This is a genomic window from Pseudoduganella sp. R-31, from assembly GCF_049913235.1.
GTDB lineage: Bacteria > Pseudomonadota > Gammaproteobacteria > Burkholderiales > Burkholderiaceae_D > Rugamonas.
In genome coordinates this window covers 782947-804774 of the sequence record NZ_CP183986.1, presented here as the reverse complement: position 1 = coordinate 804774, position 21828 = coordinate 782947, and the positions used below count along the sequence as shown (strand labels likewise).

The window sequence follows — 21828 nt, the reverse complement described above, 5'->3', positions numbered from 1 at the left end:
CCAGCGGCTATCAGATCGCGACGCGCACCCCGGCTTCGCGCCGCGCGGCGGGACGGATGTTGTATTTCTTCAATATGTCCTGGTGCAGGCCGGCCAGCGCGTTCAGCTTGTCGTTGGCAGGATCAAGGCGGCGCACCGTGGCCACCAGCGCCAGCGCATGGCGCCCGAGGGCATCGTCCCAGCCTTCGTTTTCCAGGCATTTCAGGATGGCGACCGCCGCGTTGAAGGCCACCTGCGAGTTGTCCGGCAGCTTGGCCACGGCTTCCAGCATCAGGTCGACCGCACCGCGGAAATCGCCCTTCTTGGCCAGCGCCGCGCCGGCGGCCACCATCTCGCCGACCTCGTTGCGGCTTTCGTCGGCCAGGCGCTGGCCCAACTCGGCATGGCCGCTCTTTTCCATCATGCGCATGGCGCGCTCCATGGCGCCCGGCGTGGCGGAGTTGCGCATGACGTCACGCATCACTTCCGTCGCCTGCTCCTCCTTGCCCACCTCCAGGCAGGTGCGCGCCAGTTCCATCTTCATTTCATTCGACAGGCCGCTGGCCGTGCGCACGCCCGTCACTGCATAGTCCAGCGAGGCATTCATGCGCGCCACGTTGCCGGTGAATTCATGCAGCGCGGCCGAGGCGATGGCGCTGCACACGTCGGCGTTGGGCGTGCCCGACAGCGACTTGTCGAGGTCGCGGATCACGGCGGCAGCCTGCACCGGGTCGCCCTTCTTGACCAGGGTTTGCGCCAGCCTGGCATGGTCTTCCGGCGTGCGGAACTCGGAATAGCGGGTCTTGCTGACCACCTGCTTGAAAGCGCGCTCGGCGCCATCGACGTCGCCCGCCTCCAGCGCCACTTCGCCCAGCCGCCGCAGGCGGCGCACCGCGTGCGGCGACAGTTCAACCGCATTGGCCAGTACGGCTTGCGCTGCCGCCGGGTCGCCATTTGCTTCATGCGTGCGCGCCAGCCAGTCGTAGGCATCGAGGAAGCGGGTATTCCTGCCCAGCAGGTCTTCCAGCATACCGCGCGCTTCATCGTAGCGGCCGCGCAGGTACAGGGTCTTGGCCTGGCCCAGCCGTGCCCAGGGTACCTGGCGGCTGTCCCACAGTTCGGCATACAGCGGTTCCGCCAGGTCCGGTTCGCCGGCCTGGATGTGCATTTCGGCGCGCAGGCGGCGAAAGTCCATGGCAAAGCGCGGCTGCGCTTCCTCGCCTTCCTCGCAAGCTTCGATCGCTGCGCGCAAATCGCCCATGTCGATCAACTGGTACACCGGCAGCAAGGCGTTGCGCCGGTCGAGCGCGCGCCAGATGCGCTCCAGCATGGCATCGGCTGCGAAAGGCTTGAGGATGTAATCGTTGGGCATCAGCTCGGCGGCGCTGACTACCTTGCTGAACTCGCCTTCGCCGGTGACCATGAAGAACATGGTGGAGGCATTGACCAGGCGGTGGTGGCGCAGGTCTTCCAGCATTTGCTGGCCATCCTGGCCGCCTTCCAGGGCGTATTCGCACAGGACCAGGTCGTAGATCCGGGTTTCCAGCGCGCGGATGGCCTGGTTGGAACTGGCGGCATCGTCAATACGCACCAAACCGCACAAGCTCAGCATATTGTGCAAGCTGGCGCGCATGCTGGGGTTGGGCTCGATGACCAGCGCTGTCAGGCCCTTCAGTTCATTCATGGCTTTCGGCGTAGGACAAGAGCGAGGGCTGTCCTTATTTTAGCGCTTGCACGCTGCATGCCGTGAACTTTGGTGAGAATGAAGGTGGCAGCGCGGCGCGGCTGCCACAGTCGGGTTGCCTCAGCGGGTTTTGCTCAGGACTGGCCCAGGCCCGGGTTGCGTTCAACCACGTCGTTCAGGGCTGCCACCACCTCGGGATCGAACTGGGTGCCGGAACGGTCACGGATGTAGGTCATGACTTCCGGATACGGCCACGGCTCCTTGTACGGACGTTCGTGCAGCAAGGAATCGAAGACATCGACCACGGCCACGATACGCGCCGACAAAGGAATCTGCTTGCCCTTGAGCTGGTTCGGGTAGCCGCCGCCATCCCAGTGCTCATGGTGGCCGCCGGCGATTTCCGCGCCGTAAGTCAGGTAGCTGACGCCATCGACCATATTGGCTGCACGCTCCAGCACGCTGCGCCCGACGGCAGCATGGGTTTGCATCAGCGCACGCTCGTCGTCGGTGTGGGGCCCAGGCTTCAGCAGAATATGGTCCGGGGTGGCGACCTTGCCCACGTCATGCAGGATCGAAGCGAGGCCGATCATGTCGACCAGTTGCGGGGTCAGCTCGTCATCGTAGATGCCGCGCTCTTTCATGCGTGCCGCGATAGCCGAGGACAGCTGCTGCACGCGCCGCACATGGCCGCCGGTGCAGCCGTCGCGGAATTCGGCCAGGTCGGCCAGCGCCACCACCGTGGCCTCCTGCGCCTTGCGCAGCTGGCCGAACATGTACAGGTTGTCGAAGGCAGCGGCGATACGCTCGCAGAACACTTCCAGCAGGTCGCGCTGGATCTGGGCCAGCGGCCAGGGCGGCGTCACCGAAATCAGCACGTCGCGGCTCTCCTGGGTATGGATGAACAGCACATTGGCCGGGTGTTCGAACTGGCTTTTCTTTTCCTTGAACGCCTTCTGGATGGTCGGCCACAGCGGATGGCTTTCCGGCATCTGTTCCTTTTCCGCCAACGGCGCATAACCGCCGGTCGCCGCCACCACGGTCGTGTCGCCGGTGTCGACCTGCATCAGGCACAGCACGCCGTCCGCGCCCACGTCGAGGATGGCCGACACCTGGTTCAGCACGCCCGACGCGAATTCGCGCAACGAATGGATCTGGTACAGGTTGGTCGCGCCGGCCAGGATCTTGCCCAGGCCGATGCGCGAGCGCTCCAGCATGTTCAGGCTTTCGTACGCGCGCAAGGCCGAGATCACGGTGGTGAACAGCTTCTGCGTGGTCAGCTCGGTCTTGGCCTTGTAATCGTTGATGTCGTATTCGATGATGACGCGCTGTTCCGGCGCCTGGCCCGGCTGGCCGGTGCGCAGCACCACGCGCACGATGGAATTGTGCAGCTCCTCACGGATGCGGCGCGCCAGCAGCAGGCCAGCATCGTCGGTCTCCATCACCACGTCGAGCAATACCAGGGCGATGTCCGGCGTGTCGCGCAGGATCTCGAATGCCTCGCGGCCGCTGTAGGCCGAGAACAACTCCAGCTCGCGCCCCTTGAAACTGACATTGCGCAGCGCCAGGCGGGTCACCGCATGCACGTCCTGGTCGTCGTCCACAATCAGCACGCGCCACAGCCGCTGTTCTGGGGATCCTGTCGATGTCGGCTGCTTCTCTTCCTCGTCTTCTTCGAGCAGCCAGTTGTCATCGACGGCTTGAGGGTCCGCCATGAAGTCTCCTTGGTCAAAATGCGCTAATCTTTACATCCAGCATAATCAGATTTGACTTAGCTAGCAATTAAAAATTGCCCGCTCGTAAATCGCTTTGCACTCTGATACGCTTTGACAACACAGATTTTGCTAAAGGAAAAAAACCATGCAAGTTACTGCGCAAGAAGACGCGAGCCAAGGCAAGGAATTCCTGGCATTCAAGCTGGGTTCCGAAGAGTACGGCATCGATATCCTGAAAGTGCAAGAGATCCGCGGTTACGAAGCGGTAACCCGCATCGCCAATGCGCCCGAATTCATCAAGGGCGTGATCAACTTGCGCGGCATCATCATCCCGGTAGTGGACATGCGCATCAAGTTCAAGCTGGGCGAGCCGGTGTATGACCAGTTTACGGTGGTCATCATCCTCAACATCAATGGCCGCGTGGTGGGCATGGTAGTGGACTCGGTCTCCGACGTGACCACGCTGACACCCGAGCAGATCAAGCCGGCGCCGGACATGGGCACCGCCTTCAGCTCCGAATACATGATCGGCCTCGGCACGATCGACGAACGCATGCTGATCCTGGTGGACATCTACCGCCTGATGGCCAGCCCTGAAATGGGCCTGAGCGAAACGCTGACCGCCGGCGCGGCTTAAAAGACAAAAGTCGGGGTCAGGTCTGGCAATCCGCCACATTTTTCGCATCGCGAAAAATGTGGCGGATTGCCAGACCTGACCCCGACTTTCATTTGTGCGTACAGCCGTTTTGGCCGGCGCCGAGGTTCAGGTTCTGGTAGCGAATTTCGTATTTGCCGTTCGATAGCTGGTCGACTACCAGCTTGTCGTGCGGCTGCACGTAGGCGTAGCGCACATTTGAGCGGCGCTCGAGGTCGTACACCTTGATGAAGACCGGGGCGGCGTTGGCACTGTTGTCCAGCGTCAGCTGCATGTCTTCGCCCTTGTTCCCGACCGGGAAACCTTCCACGTAGCCGGACTGGACCGGCCATGGTTCGCCGTTCGGCGCGACTGATGGGGCAACCTCGGCCTCGCAATCGACCGCGGCGCCGGGCAGCACTACCTGCGACAGGGCCAGCACCTTGATCGGCGGTGCTGCTGCAGCAGAGACCGACGGTTCCGGCGAGTATGGCTTGGCGACGGCCCAGCCATCGTCGGGGGTGACTTTTTCTACCCGCGGCGGGTGGATTTTCGGGGTGGCGGCGGCAGTGGCGGTCAATTCGGCAGGAGGCTTGCCGCCCCAGGCGCCGGCCAACACGCTGGACATGGCGCGCGGCTCGGTCACCGTCAGCACCCCGCCCAGCCAGCCGGCTGCGGCGGCGCCGCCCACCGTGCCCCAGAAGCGCCAGGACTTCAGCACCCGGCGCCGGCGCGGCAGGTCAAGCTGGTCGGACCAGCCCGGCTCATGCGCCGGCTCGTGCCTGGTGCTCTCCAGCCATTCGATTTCCCATTCTTCCTGGGTGATCCACTCGTCGTGCTCCTTGCGGCGTTGCGGATCGGACAAGGTGCCATAGGCCGTGTTGACGATCGCCATGATGCGGGCCGCCTTCTCATCCCCGGGATTCTTGTCAGGATGATATTTCTGGCTCAGGGCCTTGTAAGCAGCACGTATGACTTCCTGTGGCGCGCCACGCGCTACCTTGAGGTTGTCATAGTGAGTATGTATCTTTCCCATCTCTCAATCATATTACAAACGGTGGCTGCGGTCGCTACGCAGCAATTGACCCGGCAATTCAATGCCATGGCCAATCACCAGCACCTTGAACAATTCTCCCATTTCGGCTGGAGAAAGCAATTTCTGCAGTGCGTTAGCGTGCGGCAGGTAATTCAGGGCGTCAGCCGGGTCGAAACGCTGCATCAGCTCACCGATGCCGGCGCCGATCAGGAAGCCGGCCTGGCTGTTATATGCCATGACGTCGGCGCCCGCGTCCTGCGCCGCCAGCGCCATCGCCGTGAAGTCGACGTGGGCGGTGATGTCCTGCAGGCCTGGCAGGTAGAACGGTTCCGCGTGGGCGTGGTGGCGGTAGTGGCACATCAGGGTGCCGGTGGCGCGGTCGCCCAGGTAGTATTCGCGCGCCGGGAAGCCATAATCAAACAGGAAGGCGGCGCCTTTGCCTTTTGCAAGCATGGCGGCCAGCGTGGCCATGAAGCCGCAGCCGGCGCCGTGCACTTCGGTCACATAGCCGACCGGCAGCGCTTTCGTATCAGGAACCTGGCGCTCGATCTGCGACTGCAGCGCGGCGTCGGCCGCCACCGGGCGCCAGGCGAAGCATGCGCCGCCTGCCTCGTCGGCCTCGGCGGCCACGTGCAGCGACTGCCAGCCGCTGTCGGCCAGGGTGATCACGTCGACCGGCATGGCATCCAGCACTTCGTTGCCGAATACCGCGCCTTCAAACGATTCCGGCAGGGCATCCAGCCAGCGCACCTGCGGGAAGGCGCGCAGCAGCTCTTGCTGGCGGGCGCGCAGTTCGCCGGAGAGTTCGACGATGGAATAGCTTTCGACCACGATGCCGGCTTGCGCCGCCTCGGTCAGGATATCCCTCGCCAGCTTGCCCGTTCCAGCGCCGAATTCAAGGATATGCGGCGCGCTTTGGTCCATAATAGCGGCTGCAACATGCGCCAGCGACTGCCCGAACAGGGCGCTCAGCTCGGGTGCGGTTGTAAAATCGCCATCCTTGCCCAGCTTGGCGGCGCCGCCGCTGTAATAGCCCAGGCCGGGCGCATACAGCGCCAGCTCCATGAAGCGGGAGAACGGAATGGCGCCGCCTTGCCGCGCGATGTCGTCGGCAATCAGGCGCTGCAGGGCTTGGGACGCGGCCAGCGCGTCGGGGGAAGGTGCTGGTAAAGACATGCCGGCATTGTAGCGGTTCAGCGCCAGCCGGCGCCATTTTGCTCAATTTGACTATGACTACTTCAATTCCGACGCCCGAACAGCCGCGCGTGGCCCTGGTGACCGGCGCCGGCCGCCGCCTGGGACGCGAAATCGCGCTGGGACTGGCGCGCGCCGGCTGGGACATCGCCGTCCACTACCGCAACTCGCACGACGAAGCGCGCGAAGTGGCGCAGGCCGTCGCCGCCCTCGGCCGCCGCGCCATTACGCTGCAATGCGACCTGTCTGACGAGGAAGCCGTGCGCGGCCTGCTGCCCGCCGCAGTGAAGGCACTGGAACGGGTCGACTGCGTGGTCAACAACGCGTCCCTGTTCGATTACGACAGCGACCTGAATTTCAGCCACGCCCGGCTCGACGCCCACATGCACGCCAACGTGGCGGCGCCGATCCAGCTGGCGCGCGCGCTGTACGACGCCACGCCGGAAGGCGGCCAGGCCGTGGTTGTGAACCTGCTGGACCAGAAGCTTTATAATCTCAACCCTGATTTCCTGTCCTACACCCTGTCCAAGGCGGCGCTGCAGGCGGCCAACACCATGCTGGCCCAATCGCTGGCGCCGAAGGTCCGGGTGGTGGGCGTGGCGCCGGGCATCACCATGGTATCCGGAGACCAGAGCGAGGAAGGCTTCGCCAAGGCGCACACCCAGACGCCGCTGGGCCGTTCCAGCACTCCCGAGGACATTGCCGCCGCCGTGGTCTATGCGGCAGGCGCGCGTGCGGTGACCGGCACTACCCTGCTGGTCGATGGCGGCCAGCATTTGCTGCCGTCGCCGCGCGATGTAATGTTCCTGGCCAAATAAAGAATTTTCACTTTTAAGGTTTTAGCACCATGCTGTCCGCCCTGATTCACCCGCAACTGCAAGACTGCCGCCGGCTGTTCCTGCGCAACTATGAAGTGCTGATCAATATCGGCGTGCACGATTTCGAGAAGAAAGGCGAGCAGCGCGTACTGATCAACGTTGACCTGTATATCCCGCTGGCCGTGTCCACGCCAAAGGCCGACGAACTGCACGAAGTGGTCGACTACGACTTCATGCGCGAGACCATTGCGCGCCGCATGGCCGAGGGCCACGTGCACCTGCAGGAAACCCTGGTGGACGACGTGGTGCAGGCCATGCTGGCGCATCCAAGCGTGCGCGCCGCCCGTGTGTCGACCATGAAGCCTGACGTCTATCCTGACTGCGAAGGCGTGGGCGTTGAAGTATTCAAGATCAAGGACGCAGCATGAACGCGGTAGTGGACACCAAGGCCGAAGACAAGATCGCCTACGAAAACAACAAGCTGCACAAGCGCCTGTGCCGCCTGGTCGGCCAGGCCATCGGCGACTTCAACATGATTGAAGACGGCGACAAGGTGATGGTGTGCCTGTCCGGCGGAAAGGACTCCTACGCCCTGCTGGACATCCTGATGACGCTGCGCGAACGCGCGCCGATCAACTTCGAGATCGTGGCCGTCAACCTGGACCAGAAGCAGCCGAACTTCCCGGCCGACGTGCTGCCGGCCTATCTGGAAAAGCTGGGCGTGCCCTTCCACATCGAGAACCAGGATACCTACTCGATCGTCAAGCGCCTGATCCCGGAAGGCAAAACCACCTGCTCGCTGTGCTCGCGCCTGCGCCGCGGCATCTTGTACCGCGTGGCCGATGAACTGGGCTGCAACAAGATCGCCCTGGGCCACCACCGCGACGACATCCTCGAGACCTTCTTCCTGAACATGTTCTTCGGCGGGAAAATCAAGGGCATGCCGGCCAAGCTGGTGTCGGACGACGGCAAGCACATGGTGATCCGCCCGCTGGCTTATGTGAAGGAAGAAGACACCGAGCGCTACGCCGCGGTGAAGAACTTCCCGATCATCCCTTGCGACCTGTGCGGCTCGCAGGAGAACCTGCAGCGCAAGCAGATCAAGGCCATGCTGCGCGACTGGGAAAAGAAACATCCCGGCCGCGTGGAGAACACCTTCTCCGCCCTGTCGACCGTGGTGCCATCGCACCTGATGGACCGCGAGCTGTTCGGCTTCAAGGACCTGAAAACCGACGGCATCGCCAACCCGCTGGGCGATATCGCTTTCGACGAGGAGCCTTGCTCCACGCCGGCAACCGTGCCCGGCGTGATTCCACTGCAGGCTGGCTAACGCTGCTGGCGAAGGGCGCGCCGCCTGCGCGCCATTTCCAGCACGTCGCGCAGATTCATCCGCAGATGGTCCAGGTTTCCTTCTTGATTGGCTCACGCAGGCCGGCGCGCTCTTCCAGCTACCGCAACAACTCCTTGAGTCCGAGCGACAAATCGGTATCAACAAAAAATTCAACGGTAGCGAGTTTTCAACAACTGTGCGGTAAAGCGCTTCGACGCGCTGGGCTTCGGCATCGTCCCGCTGTGGCGCGCCATGATGCTGACGACAGAAGTGAAGGGCGATCCCTATTCCCAGCGGATGATCGACGCTATCGTTTCGGCGAAGTAGCCGCCGTTTCAGCACGCGAGAAGGAATACGGCGCGTCGTCGGGAGCCGTGCCGCGCTGCTGGTTCGGCTGCGCCGACATCTCCACATCGAAGGTGGCGCCGCGCAGCAGTTCATCGTGGCCCAGCCAGTTTCGCTGCAGCGCGCGGCCATTCAGCTTCGCGGCGCGGATATAGCGCGTGGCGGCGCCATTGGCCGGTGCGTTGATGCGAATCCGCTTGCCGTTCTCCAGGTGCACGGTGGCGTGCTGGAACAGCGGTGCGCCCACCACGTACTGGCCGACAGCCGGCGTTACAGGATAGAAGCCCAGCGCGGAGAACACATACCAGGCCGAAGTCTGTCCGTTGTCTTCGTCGCCGCAGTAGCCATCCGGCGTCGGCTTGTACATGCGGTTCAGCGTTTCGCGAATCCAGTACTGCGACTTCCACGGTGCGCCGGCAAAGTTGTACAGGTAAAGCATGTGCTGGATCGGCTGGTTGCCGTGCGCGTACTGGCCCATGTTCGCCACCTGCATCTCGCGGATCTCGTGGATCACGGAGCCGTAATAGCTTTCGTCAAACACGGGCGGCATGCTCATCACCGTATCCAGCTTGTTGATGAAGGCTGCGCGGCCGCCCATCAGGTTCACCAGGCCGTCGATGTCGTGAAAGACCGACCAGGTGTAGTGCCAGCTATTTCCTTCGGTGAAGGCATCGCCCCACTTGACCGGGTTGAACGGCGCCTGGAAACTGCCATCCTTGTTACGGCCGCGCATCAGGCCCGTTTCAGGGTCGAACAGCTTCTTGTAGTTCATGGCGCGCTGCGCGTAGACGCCGATCTCAGACTCCGGCTTGCCCAGTGCCTTGCCCAGCTGGTAGATCGCGAAGTCGTCGTAGGCATATTCCAGCGTGCGTGCGGCGTTCTCGTTGATCTTCACGTCGTATGGCACGTAGCCAAGCTCGTTGTAGTACTTCACGCCGGCGCGGCCAACTGCGCTGACCGGCCCTTCATTGTCGGCGCCGTGCTTGAGCGCTTGCCAAAGAGTTTCGATGTCCGGGCTGCGGCTCCCCTTGATCCAGGCATCGGCAACCACCGAGGCGGAGTTGTTGCCGACCATGATGTCGGCGTAGCCGGGACTAGACCACTCGGGCAGCCAGCCGCCTTCACGGTAGGCGTTGGCCAGGCCGGCTTGCATTTCGCGGTTGATCGACGGGTAGACAAGGTTCAGGAAGGGGTACAGGGCGCGGAAGGTGTCCCAGAAGCCGGTGCCGGCAAACAGGTAGCCGGGCAAGACCTTGCCGTTGTAAGGGCTCCAGTGCACCGGCTGGCCGGCGGCATCGATTTCATACATCTTGTTCGGGAACTGCACCATCCGGTACAGGCTCGAATAGAACGTGCGCACCTGGTCGATGCTGCCGCCCTCCACTTCCACTTTGGACAGTACGCGGTTCCAGGCCGCCTTGGCGCGTGCGCGCGTAGCGTCGAAATCGTCGTTGGCCAGTTCGCGCTGCAGGTTCAATTCGGCCTGTTCGGGACTGATGAAAGACGAAGCGACCTTCATGTGCACTTGCTCGCCGCGACCGGTCTTGAAGCCCACAATGGCGCCGCTGTGCTGGCTTTCCATTTCGAGCGCGCCTTCCACCAGCTCCTTGCCGCGCCACACATCGGTGGAGCTGAACGGCTTATCGAACACCATCACGAAATACAGGCGGAAACTGGATGGCAGCGGGCCGCGCGCGTAACGGGTGCTGTAGCCAACAATCTTGCGCTGCCCAGGGACGATCTTGACGTAGGAGCCTTTGTCGAAGGCGTCCACCACTACATAGCTCTTGTCCGATTCAGGAAAAGTGAAGCGGAACTGGGCAGCGCGTTCGGTTGGCGTGAGTTCTGCGGTGACGTTGGCATCCGCCAGGTAGACGCTGTAATAATACGGCTTGGAAACCTCCGCCTTGTGCGAAAATGCGCTGGCGCGGTCGTCTTCCATGAAGCGTTTGCTGCCTGTCACCGGCATCACCGAAAACTGGCCGTAATCATTCATCCATGGCGAGGGCTGGTGCGTCTGTTTCAGCCCGCGCAATTTGTCGGCATCGTACTGGTAGGTCCAGCCATTGCCCATCTTGCCGGTTTGCGGCGTCCACAGGTTCATGCCCCACGGGACTGCGATGGCGGGATAGGTGTTCCCGTTCGACATTTCCGGTTTGCTGGCAGTGCCCATCAGCGGGTTCACCCACTCGACCGGATCGCTGACCTTGCCCACGAATTGTGCGGCTGCCAGCGGCGCGGTGGCCGCCAGCACAAGCGCCAGCCCGGCGCGGAAGATGGTGTTCCTCATTGTTGATATCCCGTTTGGCTATATGGACGGGCGCCGGCTTCGCGGCCCCATTCCTTGTTCGGTCCGGCCTGCATGCGAAATACCAGCTCGCCGCCGGCCATGATGTCTTCATGCCGCAGGAAAGTGCGCGCCAAGGGCTTGCCGTTCAGCGTGACACTGCCGACATAGGGATTGGCCACCGACATCTGCTCCGCGCGGATGGCAAAGCGTTTCCCGTTCGGCAGGTTCAGCGTGGCCTTGTCGACGAAGGGGCGGCCAATCACATACTCGTTGCTGCCCGGCGCCACAGGGTAGAAACCCAATGCGGTAAAGGCGAGCCAGGCGGACATCTGTCCCAGGTCGTCGTTGCCCGCCAGGCCATCGGGCTTGTTATGGTATTGGCTGGCGACGATCTGCGCCAGGCGCGCCTGGGTCTTCCACGGCGCGCCAGCGTAGTTGTACAGGTAGGCCACATGGTGCGATGGTTCGTTGCCGTGGGCGTAATGGCCTATCAGGCCGGAGATGTCTTCCATGTGCGCGTAGACCTTGTCATCGATCTTGGCGTCGAACACCTGGTCGATCTTCGTCTGCAGGCCGGCGTCGCCACCCAGCATGCCGACCAGGCCCGCGTTATCGTGAGGCATATACCAGGAGTACTGCCAGGCGCTGCCCTCCGTGTAATCGCTGCCGAAGTTGGACTGCACCGGGTTGAAGGGCTCGCGGAATTCCCCGGTGGATTTGCGGGCGCGGACAAAGCCGGTTTTGGTGTCGAACACATTGCGGTAGTTCTGCGCGCGCCGGTAGAAGCGCGCGGCCACATCCTTCTTGCCCATCTTCTCGGCCATGCGGGCGATGGTCCAGTCGTCGAAGGCATATTCCACGGTCTTGGAGGCGGCTTCAGGTTCCAGGTCGATTGGCACATAGCCCAGCTTCTTGTAGTGTTCAAGGCCGCCGTACGGGCCATAGTCGGCGCTGGCAACCATCGCGGCCAGCGCTTCGTCGGCATTGATGCCCTTGATGCCCTTCATGTAGGCGTCGGCAATCACCGGCACCGCGTGGTAGCCGATCATGCACCAGGTTTCCAGGCTGTGGAAAGCCCATACCGGCAGGATGCCGTGCGGGCTATGCTGGCGCGATGCGACAAGCGAATTCACGAAGTCGGCATTGCGCTGTTCCGGCTGCACCAGCGTGAGAAGCGGATGCAGGGCGCGGTAGGTGTCCCACAGCGAAAAGGTCGAATGGTAGCGGAAGCCTTTGGCCTGGTGCACCTGGTTGTCCGGGCCGCGATACCTGCCGTCGCGGTCCATGAACAGGCTTGGCGCCAGCATGGCGTGGTACAAGCTTGTATAGACCATGCTCCGCATGTCGGCCGGCGCTTCGATGGCAACGGCGGACAGCGCCTCGCTCCAGGCTGTGCTTGCGCGCTGGCGTTCGGCATCGAAATCCCAGCCCGGCATTTCTTCCAGGTTGGCCAGCGCGCCATCTTCGCTGACGCCGGACAGCGCGACCTTGACCATCAGCGTGCCATCTTCCGGCATGCCGAAATCAAGGGCGGCCACCAGTGCCTTGCCTTCCACCTGCACTTTGTCGGCCGGAGTCTTGCCGGGACCGGCGAAGCCCTTGTATTCAACGCCCTCCTCGCGGTTGAGCAGGGTGTGGCTTGAGACCGGGCGCGAGAGCTTCATGGCGAAGTAGACCTGGCGTCCGGGCGCCCAGCCGCGCGTAATGCGCATGCCGGTGATGGTGGTGCTGTCGCGCAGGCGCAGCGATGACCACAAGTTCTTGCCGGCGTAATCGTAAATGCTCTGGCGCAGGTCGAGGATCAGCTTTGCCTGTGCGCCCTTAGCGTAGCGGTAGCGGTGCAGGCCGACGCGTTCGCTGGCGGTCAGTTCGACATCGACCTCGTGATCCTGCAGGCGCACCGCGTAATAGCCCGGTTCCGCGCGCTCATCTTCGTGGCGGAAGCGGGAACGGTAGCCGCTGAACGGTCGCTCGGGGTAGCCCGGCTCAAGCTTGGTTTCGCCGCTGTAGGGCATCAGCAGGATGTCGCCCAGGTCGGAGTGGCCGCTGCCCGAGAAATGCGTATGGGAGAAGCCGAGGATGGAGTTGTCTTCGTAGCGGTAGCCCGCCGCCCATGGATAGCTTTGGCGGAAATGACGTACCTGGGTATCCGGGCTCAGTTGCACCATGCCGAACGGGCGGCTGACGCCGGGGAAGGTGTGGCCGTCGCCGCCCGTGCCGATAAACACGTTGACGGCGGCAGCCGGACTGCCCGTGGGCGCCGCTTGGGCGGCGGCGGCCAACAGTGTTGCAGTAAACAGCGCCACGAAAGGTCGGATACCCATGGTGTCTCCTTTGATGATGCTGCTTTTATACCTTTACCCGATCTTTCCTCGCAATCGAAAGTGACAGAAACGGCGAAGTTTCAGAAAGTTTAGTAAACAAGGCCCGTGCGGTACACCGGATACAGGTTGTAGCGCTCATCCCAGGTGGCGTGGCGGCGGGCGAAGAAATCCAGTCGGGCGCGCGGGTTCTTGGCGAATGCCGCATCGCTTTCCAGCCTGGCCTTGAAGGCGGCTGCCAGTGCCGGATCGGCTGCCAGCATTTCACGGGCAGCCTCCTCGGCCACGTATTCCTCCATGTACTCCTTGCGCTCCAGGTAGTTGTTGAAGAAGCCCCAGGCGGCCAACGAATCTGCGCCTGCCGGTTCCAGCATCGTCATCACCAGCCGCGATTTCGGCTGGGCGATCGGCACGAACAGGGCGCCCCTGCCCACCTCGCGCTGTTCCATCTTCCAGGCGCCTTTCCAGCTTGCGAGCTGGTGGCCTTCGAAAGAGCTTGCTGTCAGCTTGGCTTCATCGGCGCGGAAGGCTTCCACTGAGACCTTGCCCGGCGCCTGCTCCAGGCGCTTGTAGCTGATGCCATGCACTTTCAGCTTGGGTTCAATCAGTGCAGCTTGCGCAGCAGGGACCAGGTAGCCGCCGGCCGGCGCCTTGGCCATTACATCCGGCACCACTTCGTCGCGCAGCGGCACGGTCCATTTCTGCGGCCGGGATTCATCATATTTCGTCCAGACGCCACCCGAGACGTCCGACGGCGTGCGGGTGTACTCGTAGCCCGGGAAGTCGATCATCTCGGTACGCTCGGTGGTCTTGTAGCTGAGGGGCATGTCGGCCAGCCTGGCGGCGCGCACATCGGCTTCCGCTGCGGCCTTGGCCCAGGCCGCGCCATGCTGCGCGAATTGCTCCATCAGCGAGACAATCGTGTTGCGGGTGACCTTCACGCGGTGCGGGTAATCGCGCCACGAGTGCGTTTCCACCAGCATGGCGAAGCGGTTACGCAGCGGGAAATAGCCGGTCGAGAAGCGCGGCGTGGCCATGCTGTCGACGAAACCGGAATCCGGCTGATCGGTCTTGTCGAAGGAAATGTAGAAGTGGCGCGGGTCGGAGCCCTGCTTGCGCAGGTCGGCCATGACGTTGTCGCGCAGCTCCTTGCCCAGCGGGAGCAGCGCCGTATCGCCGCCGTGCACCGGTTCGACCTGGATCGAGACGTCGGGCTGGAACTTGGCGCCGTCGGTCACGTGCAGGTCGATGTAGGCCAGCGGGTCCCATTCGTTGACCAGCTTGAGCATGGCCTGCATTTCCGGCGCATCGGCCTTCACGTAATCGCGATTGAGGTTGTAGTTCTGCGCGGTGACGCGCCAGCCCATTTCCACCGGGCCGCGCTGGTTGGGGCGGTTGTTCTTGCCGAAGCGTTCATGGCCATCGACGTTGAAGACGGGGATGAACAGCACGACCTGTTTGTCCAGCGCACCGGCGGCGGTCTTGCCGTCCAGTGCCTCACGCAGGGCCAGGAAGCCGGCATCCTTGCCGTCGATCTCGCCGGCGTGGATGCCGCCTTGCACCAGCAACACCGGCAGCTTGCGCTGCCTGGCCGCAGCGGCGGTCAGCGCGCCGGTACGGGAAACGGCCAGCGCCAGCATCGGCCGGCCTTCCGGCGTTTCGCCGAAGGAGAAGCAGCGCACCGCTTTCGGGTAGGCCTTCTGGTAGTCCGCGCACAGTCGCTGCACTTCGTCGTAGCGGCCCGTGGCCTGGTAGCCGGAGCGTTCGGCGACCGTCGAGAGGTCCGGCGCGGCATGCGCCAGCGGGAAGGCGGCAAACAGGGAAAGCAGTACGGCGTTACGAATCATCTCAATGCTCCGGCGGTTGGGTTGGGAACGCCGGAGCATTATAGTGCGCTTCAGTTGCGCAGGTATGGGCGCTCGGGAGCGAACAGCGCCAGGCGCGCAGTCTTGCGCCAGCGGGCAGGCGCGCCGTCGCCTGCCGCCACCCCGCCCGCCGCATAGGCCAGCGCACGCGCTTCCATCGGCATTGCGCCCAGCGCCATTTCCGCTTCCTGGTATTTGCCGGCCCCGGAAGCCTCGATGAAGCGGCGCAGGCGCAGCGCATATTCCCCCATCGGCTTCGCCTGGGCCCAGTATGGTTCGGTATCGCGGCCATGGCGCAGCGCCAGTGCCGCTCCTACCAGCAAGGTCACCTGGTCGATACCGTTTGTCATCGGTTCCTCCAGCGCAGCCTGCACCTGGGCGGCAGTGGCGCCATCGGACGCCCCAACCAGCCGGCGCATGCGCGCCGCGCGCCCCGGATCGCCCTTGACCGCGTCCAGCGCCTTGGCCAGCTCGCCGCGCGCGAGGGCGCCGTAAGGATCATTCGCATCGCGCTCGGCCTGCGCCATGGCAGCGACGCGCGAACCTTGGGGCAAGGCGCGGTTCCCGGCCTGGCCATCCAACAGGCGCTGCAAACGTTCCAGTTGCATTTCCAGATCGGCATTCTCGTACGGCAGCTTGCCCTGCACCTTGCGCAGCGGCTCCAGTGCTTCCTCCCAGGCGCCTTGATCCAGCAGGGTGCGCACGTGCAGGTAGGCCAGCCAGGCGTTGCCCGGGAAGCGTGCCCGCGCCGCCGCGATTTCCTCCTTGCTGGCGGACTGCCCGCAACGCAGCGCCAGGTAGAGCCGGTCGCCGTCATCCGGGCGTGCCTTGGCACGCTCGCGCGCGGCCGCACAAATCTCCGGCGACTCGTTGGCAACGCCCTGTTCTGCGCGCCGCAGCTGGACGTTTTCCGGGTCTTCCTTCAGGCGCTGTACCAGCACGTCGCCCGCGCCGTCCTCGTGCGCCATCGTCAGCCAGGCGCGGGTCGATGGAGCCTTGATGTTGTCCCAGCGTGCGTGGGCCAATACCATGGCCTTGCGCTGCGCATCGTCCTTCACGAGCTGCGACAGCGACTCCGGCTCCATGCCCGACGCCGCGGCAAGCACCTTGCGCCATTTCTTGCTCTTGCTGCTGACCGATTCCGGCGGTTCTTCGAACAGCACGTCGGCGTCGGTATCGAACCAGCGCGGTGCGCCAAGCACGGTGTTCTCGTCATTGCCGGGTCCGCCGTAATGAACAACGCCAGTTGCCATCACAGTGCCGCCGGCGACGTTGTACACCGACTGGTCCGCGCCATCGCGCGCGGGGAAGCTTTCCAGCAGCCGGCCATCCGGCAGGCGGGCTTCGACCGCATGCCCCTCTTCAGGGCTGGCATCGATCGTGATGTGCTGGCCCGGTTCGACCAGCTTCGAATTGCCATCGATCGTGACGCGTACCGCCGTGCCCAGGCCGTTGTACACCATGACGGTCGAAGTGCCGAGCGCCATGCCCATGCCCAGCACGCTGACCACGACGCCGCCCGCAACAGCCAGCCGCGCGCCGCCGGCAAGCCAGCCGTCGGCACGCTGGAACCGCGACCACCAGTCCAGCGAGGTTTGCAGTTTGCGCTCGCTTCCTGCCAGCAGCACGCTGTAGGTCTTGGGGACCTGGCACGCTTGCGGTGCCGCTTCGATCGGCGCGCCGCTGCGCACATGGCTGGCAAGCAGCGTTTCACTGACCAGCATTTGCTCCAGCACCGCGGAGCGCAAGGCGCCCAGCCAGTTGCTCGTATGGGACGTCCAGTTGACGACAACCTGCAGCCAGTCGTTGATGTTGTCGCGCGAGACAGGCGGCAGCGTGAATTTCTGCAATGCCTCTTGCCAGCTCTCCTTTATGTCCAGCCGTTCCATCAACTGTGGGTCGAGCTGCACAGCGCCGTTGCCGCGATAGATTTCGTCCAGCACCACGTACAGGCCGCAGCAATCGGCGATCAGGCGCTGGATATTGCTCTCGCTCTGGCGCGCCACGGCCGTCACCACGGCGCGGGTGTTCAGCACCAGGCCCCAGGCATCGCGCACGTTGGCGGCGCCATGTTCAGCGTAGTGCAGCACGTCGAGCAGGCTGTCCAGGTAGGCGGGCCAGCCTTCGCCCAGCTTGACCGCCGCCGCATAGTGCCAGGCCCGTCCTGTTGCATCATGGCGGCGCAGCTTTTCTTCCAGTTGGGCGATGCGTTCTTCGGTGCGTTGCAGCGCTGCCGGCAGCTGGTTCACCCGGTACTCCTCGCCGCCCAGCTGGACGCGATTGCCCTGTACCTGGGCGTGGCCATTGATCACGGCCGACAATTGCGCGCGCTCCTCCTGCAACTGGCGCAGCTGGCGCACGTCCTCCTTGAGCGAGACCGGATACAGCGCGCTGGCTTCGGCAGCCGGTTGGGCATTACGCGCAGCGCGCAGCTCTGCTGCCTGTGCCGCGTGGCGCGTCAGGGAACGGCCGAAATACACGCCGCAATAGCGGCTCTGGAAATGCTCGCGCCGATATTCCTTTGCTAGGCGTTTCAGGCTTTCTTCCAGCTCGACCGGCTCGGCCTTGCCTTCCTGTCCTTCCAGCAGGTGCGTCGTCATGCGCTGGCGCAGACCCGCGGGATCGTCGAAGAGCGACCAGGCGCTGGACTGGTCGATCGTGGCGGCCAGGTAGCGCCGTTTGGCATTCTCTTCGCGTTCGTGGTTTTGCGGGTGGGTTTGCCACATGCGCGGAGGCTGGCCCAGTTCGGCCTTGAAGACGCGGTGTTGTTCCGGCTGACTTGCCGGCAGCGGCGGCACCTTGCCGTAGTATGGATCGTCCAGGATGCCGGCCATGCGCGCCGTAACATGGTTTTGCACGGCAAAGGCGTCAATGGTGGCGCGGCCCGACCCATATTCACCGAACACGAATCCAACGGTACGCTCCCAGGCGTCGTCCGCCGCGCCCAGTCGGTGCAATGCGTGGACCAAGGCGTCGCTGCCTGTCAGCGACACCGCCACCAGGTCGGCCTGCATTTCCATTTCGCGCGACAGGGCCCTTTGCATCAATACCACCAGGCGGAAGGCTTGCTCCACCAGCGAACGCAGCGACCAGACGATGACCTGAACCACCCAGGCCACCAGGCGCAGGCGAATATCCAGGCGGCCGATGCCTTCGATGACGTCGTCCAGCTTGTCGCGGCGCGCCACCATTTCCTGCACCACTTGCTGCGCCACGTAGGCCCAGCGGCCCACCGCCATCGAACGTTGTGCGAAGTGGCCGAATTCGTGCGCCAGCACCGCACGCAACTCGCCCAGAGGCATGGCGTTCACCAGCGGCAGGCCAATTTCCAGGTTTTTCTTCGAGGGGAAAATCAGGTTGAGCAACGACAGGTCATAGAACACCGCGGCGTTCACGCGATTGGACAGGAAGACGCGGTGCGGGCGCGGCGCGCCGGCCGCATCGGCCAGCTCCATCAGGTAATTGAACAGGCGCGGTTGCTCTTCGCGCTTGATCTCCACCATGCCGGGCGACATCGAGTGACGCACGGCGAAGATGGCCTTCAACATGACGATTGCCAGCAGCACGGCGACGATGGCGGCGCACCAGTTGGCGAAGCCATTGCCGCTATGCTGGCTGGCGTGCACCAGGCGCCAGGCGCTGAACAGGAACCAGCCTGCCAGGCCAAAATACAGCAGCACAAAAACCAGCAGGCCGGCAACGGCCAGGCGCGCGCTGCGCTGGTAGGCGGCGGTGGGACGGGTCAGCTCGGCCAGTACGGCCGACTGCGATGGGGTGGCGGTGTCGATGATGTACTCCATAGAATTATTGCATCCAACGATTCTATGGAGTAACTATTTGATTGTAAATATTCCAATCAATATTTACAACAGATTAAGAGCCAAAATGGTAGTTCAGCTCAAGCCAAAGCTGGCGCCCCGCCGGGCTGTAATTGCCGACCGGGTAATACGGCCAGCCGCCGCTGTCGTCATGCTTGATCCGGTTGAACAGGTTGTTCACGGCCAGCGACACGGTAATGCGCTTGTCCAGCTTGACCACCGAGCTGGCGTTGACCAGGGTAGTCGGCGTCAGCCAGGCATCGCCGGCGCTGTTGGGCACCTTGCCGTAGCGCTGCAGGAACAGCGTGTTAGACCAGTCGCCGCCGTTCCAGGTCAGGCTGGCATTCAGCTTGTCGCGCCAGTCGTAGTTGCCCAGGTCATCCTTGTCGTTGTTCAGCGGGTCATCGGCGAACTGACGCGACTCCTGCTTCAGGGTCTTCGAATAATTCACCCTGGTGATGAAATTGCCGTAAGCCGCGGTGCGCAGGACGTAGCGGGCCGACAGGTCGATGCCGCTGACTTTAGTCGATGCCGCGTTGATCGGGTTGACCAGGATTTGCCTGATCTCGCCCGGCCTGTTCAGCGCATTGTCGGCATAGCGTACGATGCGGCGGATCGCGTCGGCGCAAGTGGGCGAAGCCAGATCGCCCTTGATGCGGCAATTGGCTTCGTCGCGCAGCAGCTTGTCGGCGCTCAGGTTGGTCACCAGGTCGTCGATACGGATCTTCCAATAGTCCAGCGTGACGTCGAAGTCGGCGCTTGGCGACCACACGGCGCCCAAGCCGGCGGAACGGCCTGTTTCCGAGCGCAGGTCCTTGCTGCCGGTCTGCACATAATCGGCACCCGGCGAGTAGTTCGCAAAGTCGCAGTCCGCCACTGGCTGGCCGGCTTTGGCGCAGCGGTAGTAGTCGGTGGTGGACGAATAGTAGCCGGTGCCGCGCGCTTTGTAGATGTAGTTCATGTCCGGCGCACGGAAGCTGGTGGCGACATTCCCGCGCAGCAGGATCTGCGAAGCCGGGCGCCATTCCAGGCCGCCGTTGTAGGTGAACTTGCCGTCGCCGCGGCCAGCGAAGGAGTAATGGTCGTAGCGGCCCGCCAGGGTGCCGTCCAGCGTCTTCACCAGCGGAATGCTGGCCTCGGCGCCGATGGCGTAGCGCTTGCGGGTGCCTGCAGTCACGTCGGACGGTGCCAGCGTGTTGAAGTAGCCCAGGTTGATGCGCGGATCGGGAGTGTTGGAGAAGCCCTGCTTGCCCAACTCAGCCACCGTGGCCACCTTGACCGGGCCGGCCGGCAGCGTGAAGGCTTCGCCGTTGGCGGTCAGGCTCAGCGTGTTGGTCCACGACTTGTCGTCGCTGACCGATTCGCCGGTGATGGCATTGAATTCACCCGGCGTCAGGCGCGTAGCCAGGCGCGCCGGATCAGCTGCGAAGATCGCAATGCCGCTGGCATTCACACCCAGTTGCGGGCCGAGGAAGAAGCTGTCGATATTGGCCAGCGCGCGCTGGGTGTGATTCTGGCTCTTGTACTGCGAGGCCGTGTAGCCTGCTTCGTAATTCCAGGTGGTGCTCGGAACCTGGCCGCGCAAGCCGAGCGACAGCGAAGCTGCCTGGTCGTCCCAGCGGCGGTTGTAGCGTCCCACGCCGCCCATTTCTTCCGGCGAGATGTAGCGGCTCCACGCCTCGTAGCGGCTGGTGTTCTGGTTCCAGAAATAGCTGTCGGTAGCCGAGCGCGAAGTCCACGACGGGCCGCGCGTGTTATTGCTGCTGCGGTTGTTGCCGTAAAGCGCTTCCGCAAAGAGGATGGTGCTGTCGGACAGTTCGTAGTTGGCACTGCCGAACAGGTTCTGGCTGCTGTTCTTCGTTTGCGTGGTCCAGTAGGTCGGTCCGACTTTCGGGCTGGCGCAGTAGCTGCCTGCCTTGGCCGTGTATTTGACGGTGCTGCCGCCGAACAGGTCGCCGATGTCGGAGCAGGTAGTGCCCGGGTCGACGTACTTGCCGGTGCTGACGTTCTTGCGCGCCAGCACGGAGGTCGGCGCCACGCCGGTTTTGCTGGCCATGAAGTCACGGTCTGCGCTCCACAACGGATCGCGCTCCAGAAGTTCCACGCTGAACAGGGTGTTCAATTTGTCGAAACTGTGGCCGCCGGTGAACTGCAGGCGCTTGTCGCTGCCGCCGCCGCGCGTTGTGGTCCCGGCCTTGAGGTTGAGGTCGTAGCCGTTGGCCTGCTTCTTCAGGATGATGTTGACCACGCCCGCAATCGCATCCGAACCGTAGACGGCCGACGCGCCGCCGCTCAGGATCTCGATGCGCTCCACCACGCTCGACGGAATATTGGCCAGGTTGGTGAAGTTGACAGTGCCTTCGTAAGCAATCGGGAAGTCGGCCATGCGGCGGCCATTGAGCAGCACCAGCGTATGGTTCGGGCCGAGGCCGCGCAAGCTGATGGCGTTGGCCGATGGCGTGAAGGTATTGCCGTAGTCGGCGCCTTGCACGAAGCCGCTGTTCTGCGATTGGTTGGTCAGCGCGTCGAAGACGTTCTTGAAGCCTTGCCTGGTGATGTCGTCGCCGGTGATGACGGTGACGGCCGATGGGCCTTCCAGGCTGGCGCGGGGGATGCGCGAGCCGGTAATGACGACAGCGGCAGGGGAAGCTTCCTGCGCCTGCGCAACGCCGGCCAGCAAAACGAAAGCGCCCGCTGCCAACGGTTTCAATTTGAATTTTGTCTGCATTGAAGTGGTCCTCTTGTGAAGAGCGGCCACCTTAACAATCCGAAGTTCTTAAATGAACGAATGATTTTGCAGAT

At 63.4% G+C, this 21828-nt stretch carries 13 protein-coding genes; 4 read left to right on the top strand and 9 right to left on the bottom strand.

From position 1 onward, the window contains the following. Positions 1-10: 10 nt before the first annotated feature. Both ACN9MY_RS03680 and ACN9MY_RS03675 read right to left on the bottom strand, forming a co-directional pair. Positions 11-1663, bottom strand: a complete 1653-nt coding sequence (locus ACN9MY_RS03680; protein WP_426336844.1) for a tetratricopeptide repeat protein — start codon at positions 1661-1663, stop codon at positions 11-13. Between the two features lie 134 nt (positions 1664-1797). Continuing rightward, positions 1798-3375 (bottom strand): DUF3369 domain-containing protein, encoded by a 1578-nt coding sequence (locus ACN9MY_RS03675; RefSeq protein ID WP_426336843.1) that lies wholly within the window; start codon positions 3373-3375, stop codon positions 1798-1800. Positions 3376-3520: 145 nt separating this feature from the next. On the opposite strand from ACN9MY_RS03675, the gene ACN9MY_RS03670 reads away from it, so the two are divergent. Beyond that, a complete protein-coding gene (locus ACN9MY_RS03670; protein WP_426167602.1) occupies positions 3521-4012 on the top strand; it encodes a chemotaxis protein CheW in 492 nt (163 codons plus the stop codon). Between the two features lie 88 nt (positions 4013-4100). On the opposite strand, the gene ACN9MY_RS03665 is transcribed toward ACN9MY_RS03670, so the two are convergent. Further along, positions 4101-5045 (bottom strand): J domain-containing protein, encoded by a 945-nt coding sequence (locus ACN9MY_RS03665; RefSeq protein WP_426167600.1) that lies wholly within the window; start codon positions 5043-5045, stop codon positions 4101-4103. A 12-nt stretch (positions 5046-5057) separates the two neighbouring features. After that, positions 5058-6221, bottom strand: a complete 1164-nt coding sequence (locus ACN9MY_RS03660; protein WP_426336842.1) for a class I SAM-dependent methyltransferase — start codon at positions 6219-6221, stop codon at positions 5058-5060. 53 nt (positions 6222-6274) lie between these two features. On the opposite strand from ACN9MY_RS03660, the gene ACN9MY_RS03655 reads away from it, so the two are divergent. From ACN9MY_RS03655 to ttcA, 3 genes are read left to right on the top strand one after another with little or no spacing between them, the layout of a single operon-like run. Continuing rightward, on the top strand, positions 6275-7057 hold the full coding sequence (locus tag ACN9MY_RS03655; RefSeq protein ID WP_426336841.1) for an SDR family oxidoreductase: 783 nt from the start codon (positions 6275-6277) through the stop codon (positions 7055-7057). 29 nt (positions 7058-7086) lie between these two features. Then, positions 7087-7485 (top strand): dihydroneopterin aldolase, encoded by a 399-nt coding sequence (locus ACN9MY_RS03650; RefSeq protein WP_057265902.1) that lies wholly within the window; start codon positions 7087-7089, stop codon positions 7483-7485. Continuing rightward, a complete protein-coding gene (gene ttcA, locus ACN9MY_RS03645) occupies positions 7482-8387 on the top strand; it encodes a tRNA 2-thiocytidine(32) synthetase TtcA (RefSeq protein ID WP_426167594.1) in 906 nt (301 codons plus the stop codon). The genes ACN9MY_RS03650 and ttcA overlap by 4 nt, the downstream gene beginning before the upstream one ends. A 307-nt stretch (positions 8388-8694) precedes the next feature. Here the strand turns inward: ttcA and ACN9MY_RS03640 are convergent, their stop codons facing one another. The 5 genes from ACN9MY_RS03640 to ACN9MY_RS03620 all read right to left on the bottom strand — a co-directional run bounded on the left by ACN9MY_RS03640 (position 8695) and on the right by ACN9MY_RS03620 (position 21754). Further along, entirely contained in the window at positions 8695-11022 is a 2328-nt protein-coding gene (locus ACN9MY_RS03640; RefSeq protein ID WP_426336840.1) for a GH92 family glycosyl hydrolase, read from the bottom strand. Next, a complete protein-coding gene (locus tag ACN9MY_RS03635; RefSeq protein ID WP_426336839.1) occupies positions 11019-13346 on the bottom strand; it encodes a GH92 family glycosyl hydrolase in 2328 nt (775 codons plus the stop codon). The genes ACN9MY_RS03640 and ACN9MY_RS03635 overlap by 4 nt, the downstream gene beginning before the upstream one ends. A gap of 89 nt (positions 13347-13435) precedes the next feature. Beyond that, entirely contained in the window at positions 13436-15190 is a 1755-nt protein-coding gene (locus ACN9MY_RS03630; protein WP_426320566.1) for a M14 family metallopeptidase, read from the bottom strand. A gap of 50 nt (positions 15191-15240) precedes the next feature. Beyond that, a complete protein-coding gene (locus tag ACN9MY_RS03625; RefSeq protein WP_426320564.1) occupies positions 15241-19008 on the bottom strand; it encodes a M48 family metallopeptidase in 3768 nt (1255 codons plus the stop codon). A gap of 73 nt (positions 19009-19081) precedes the next feature. After that, complete coding sequence (locus ACN9MY_RS03620; RefSeq protein ID WP_426320562.1) at positions 19082-21754, bottom strand: TonB-dependent receptor plug domain-containing protein; 2673 nt, start codon at positions 21752-21754, stop codon at positions 19082-19084. Between the last annotated feature and the right edge of the window lie 74 nt (positions 21755-21828).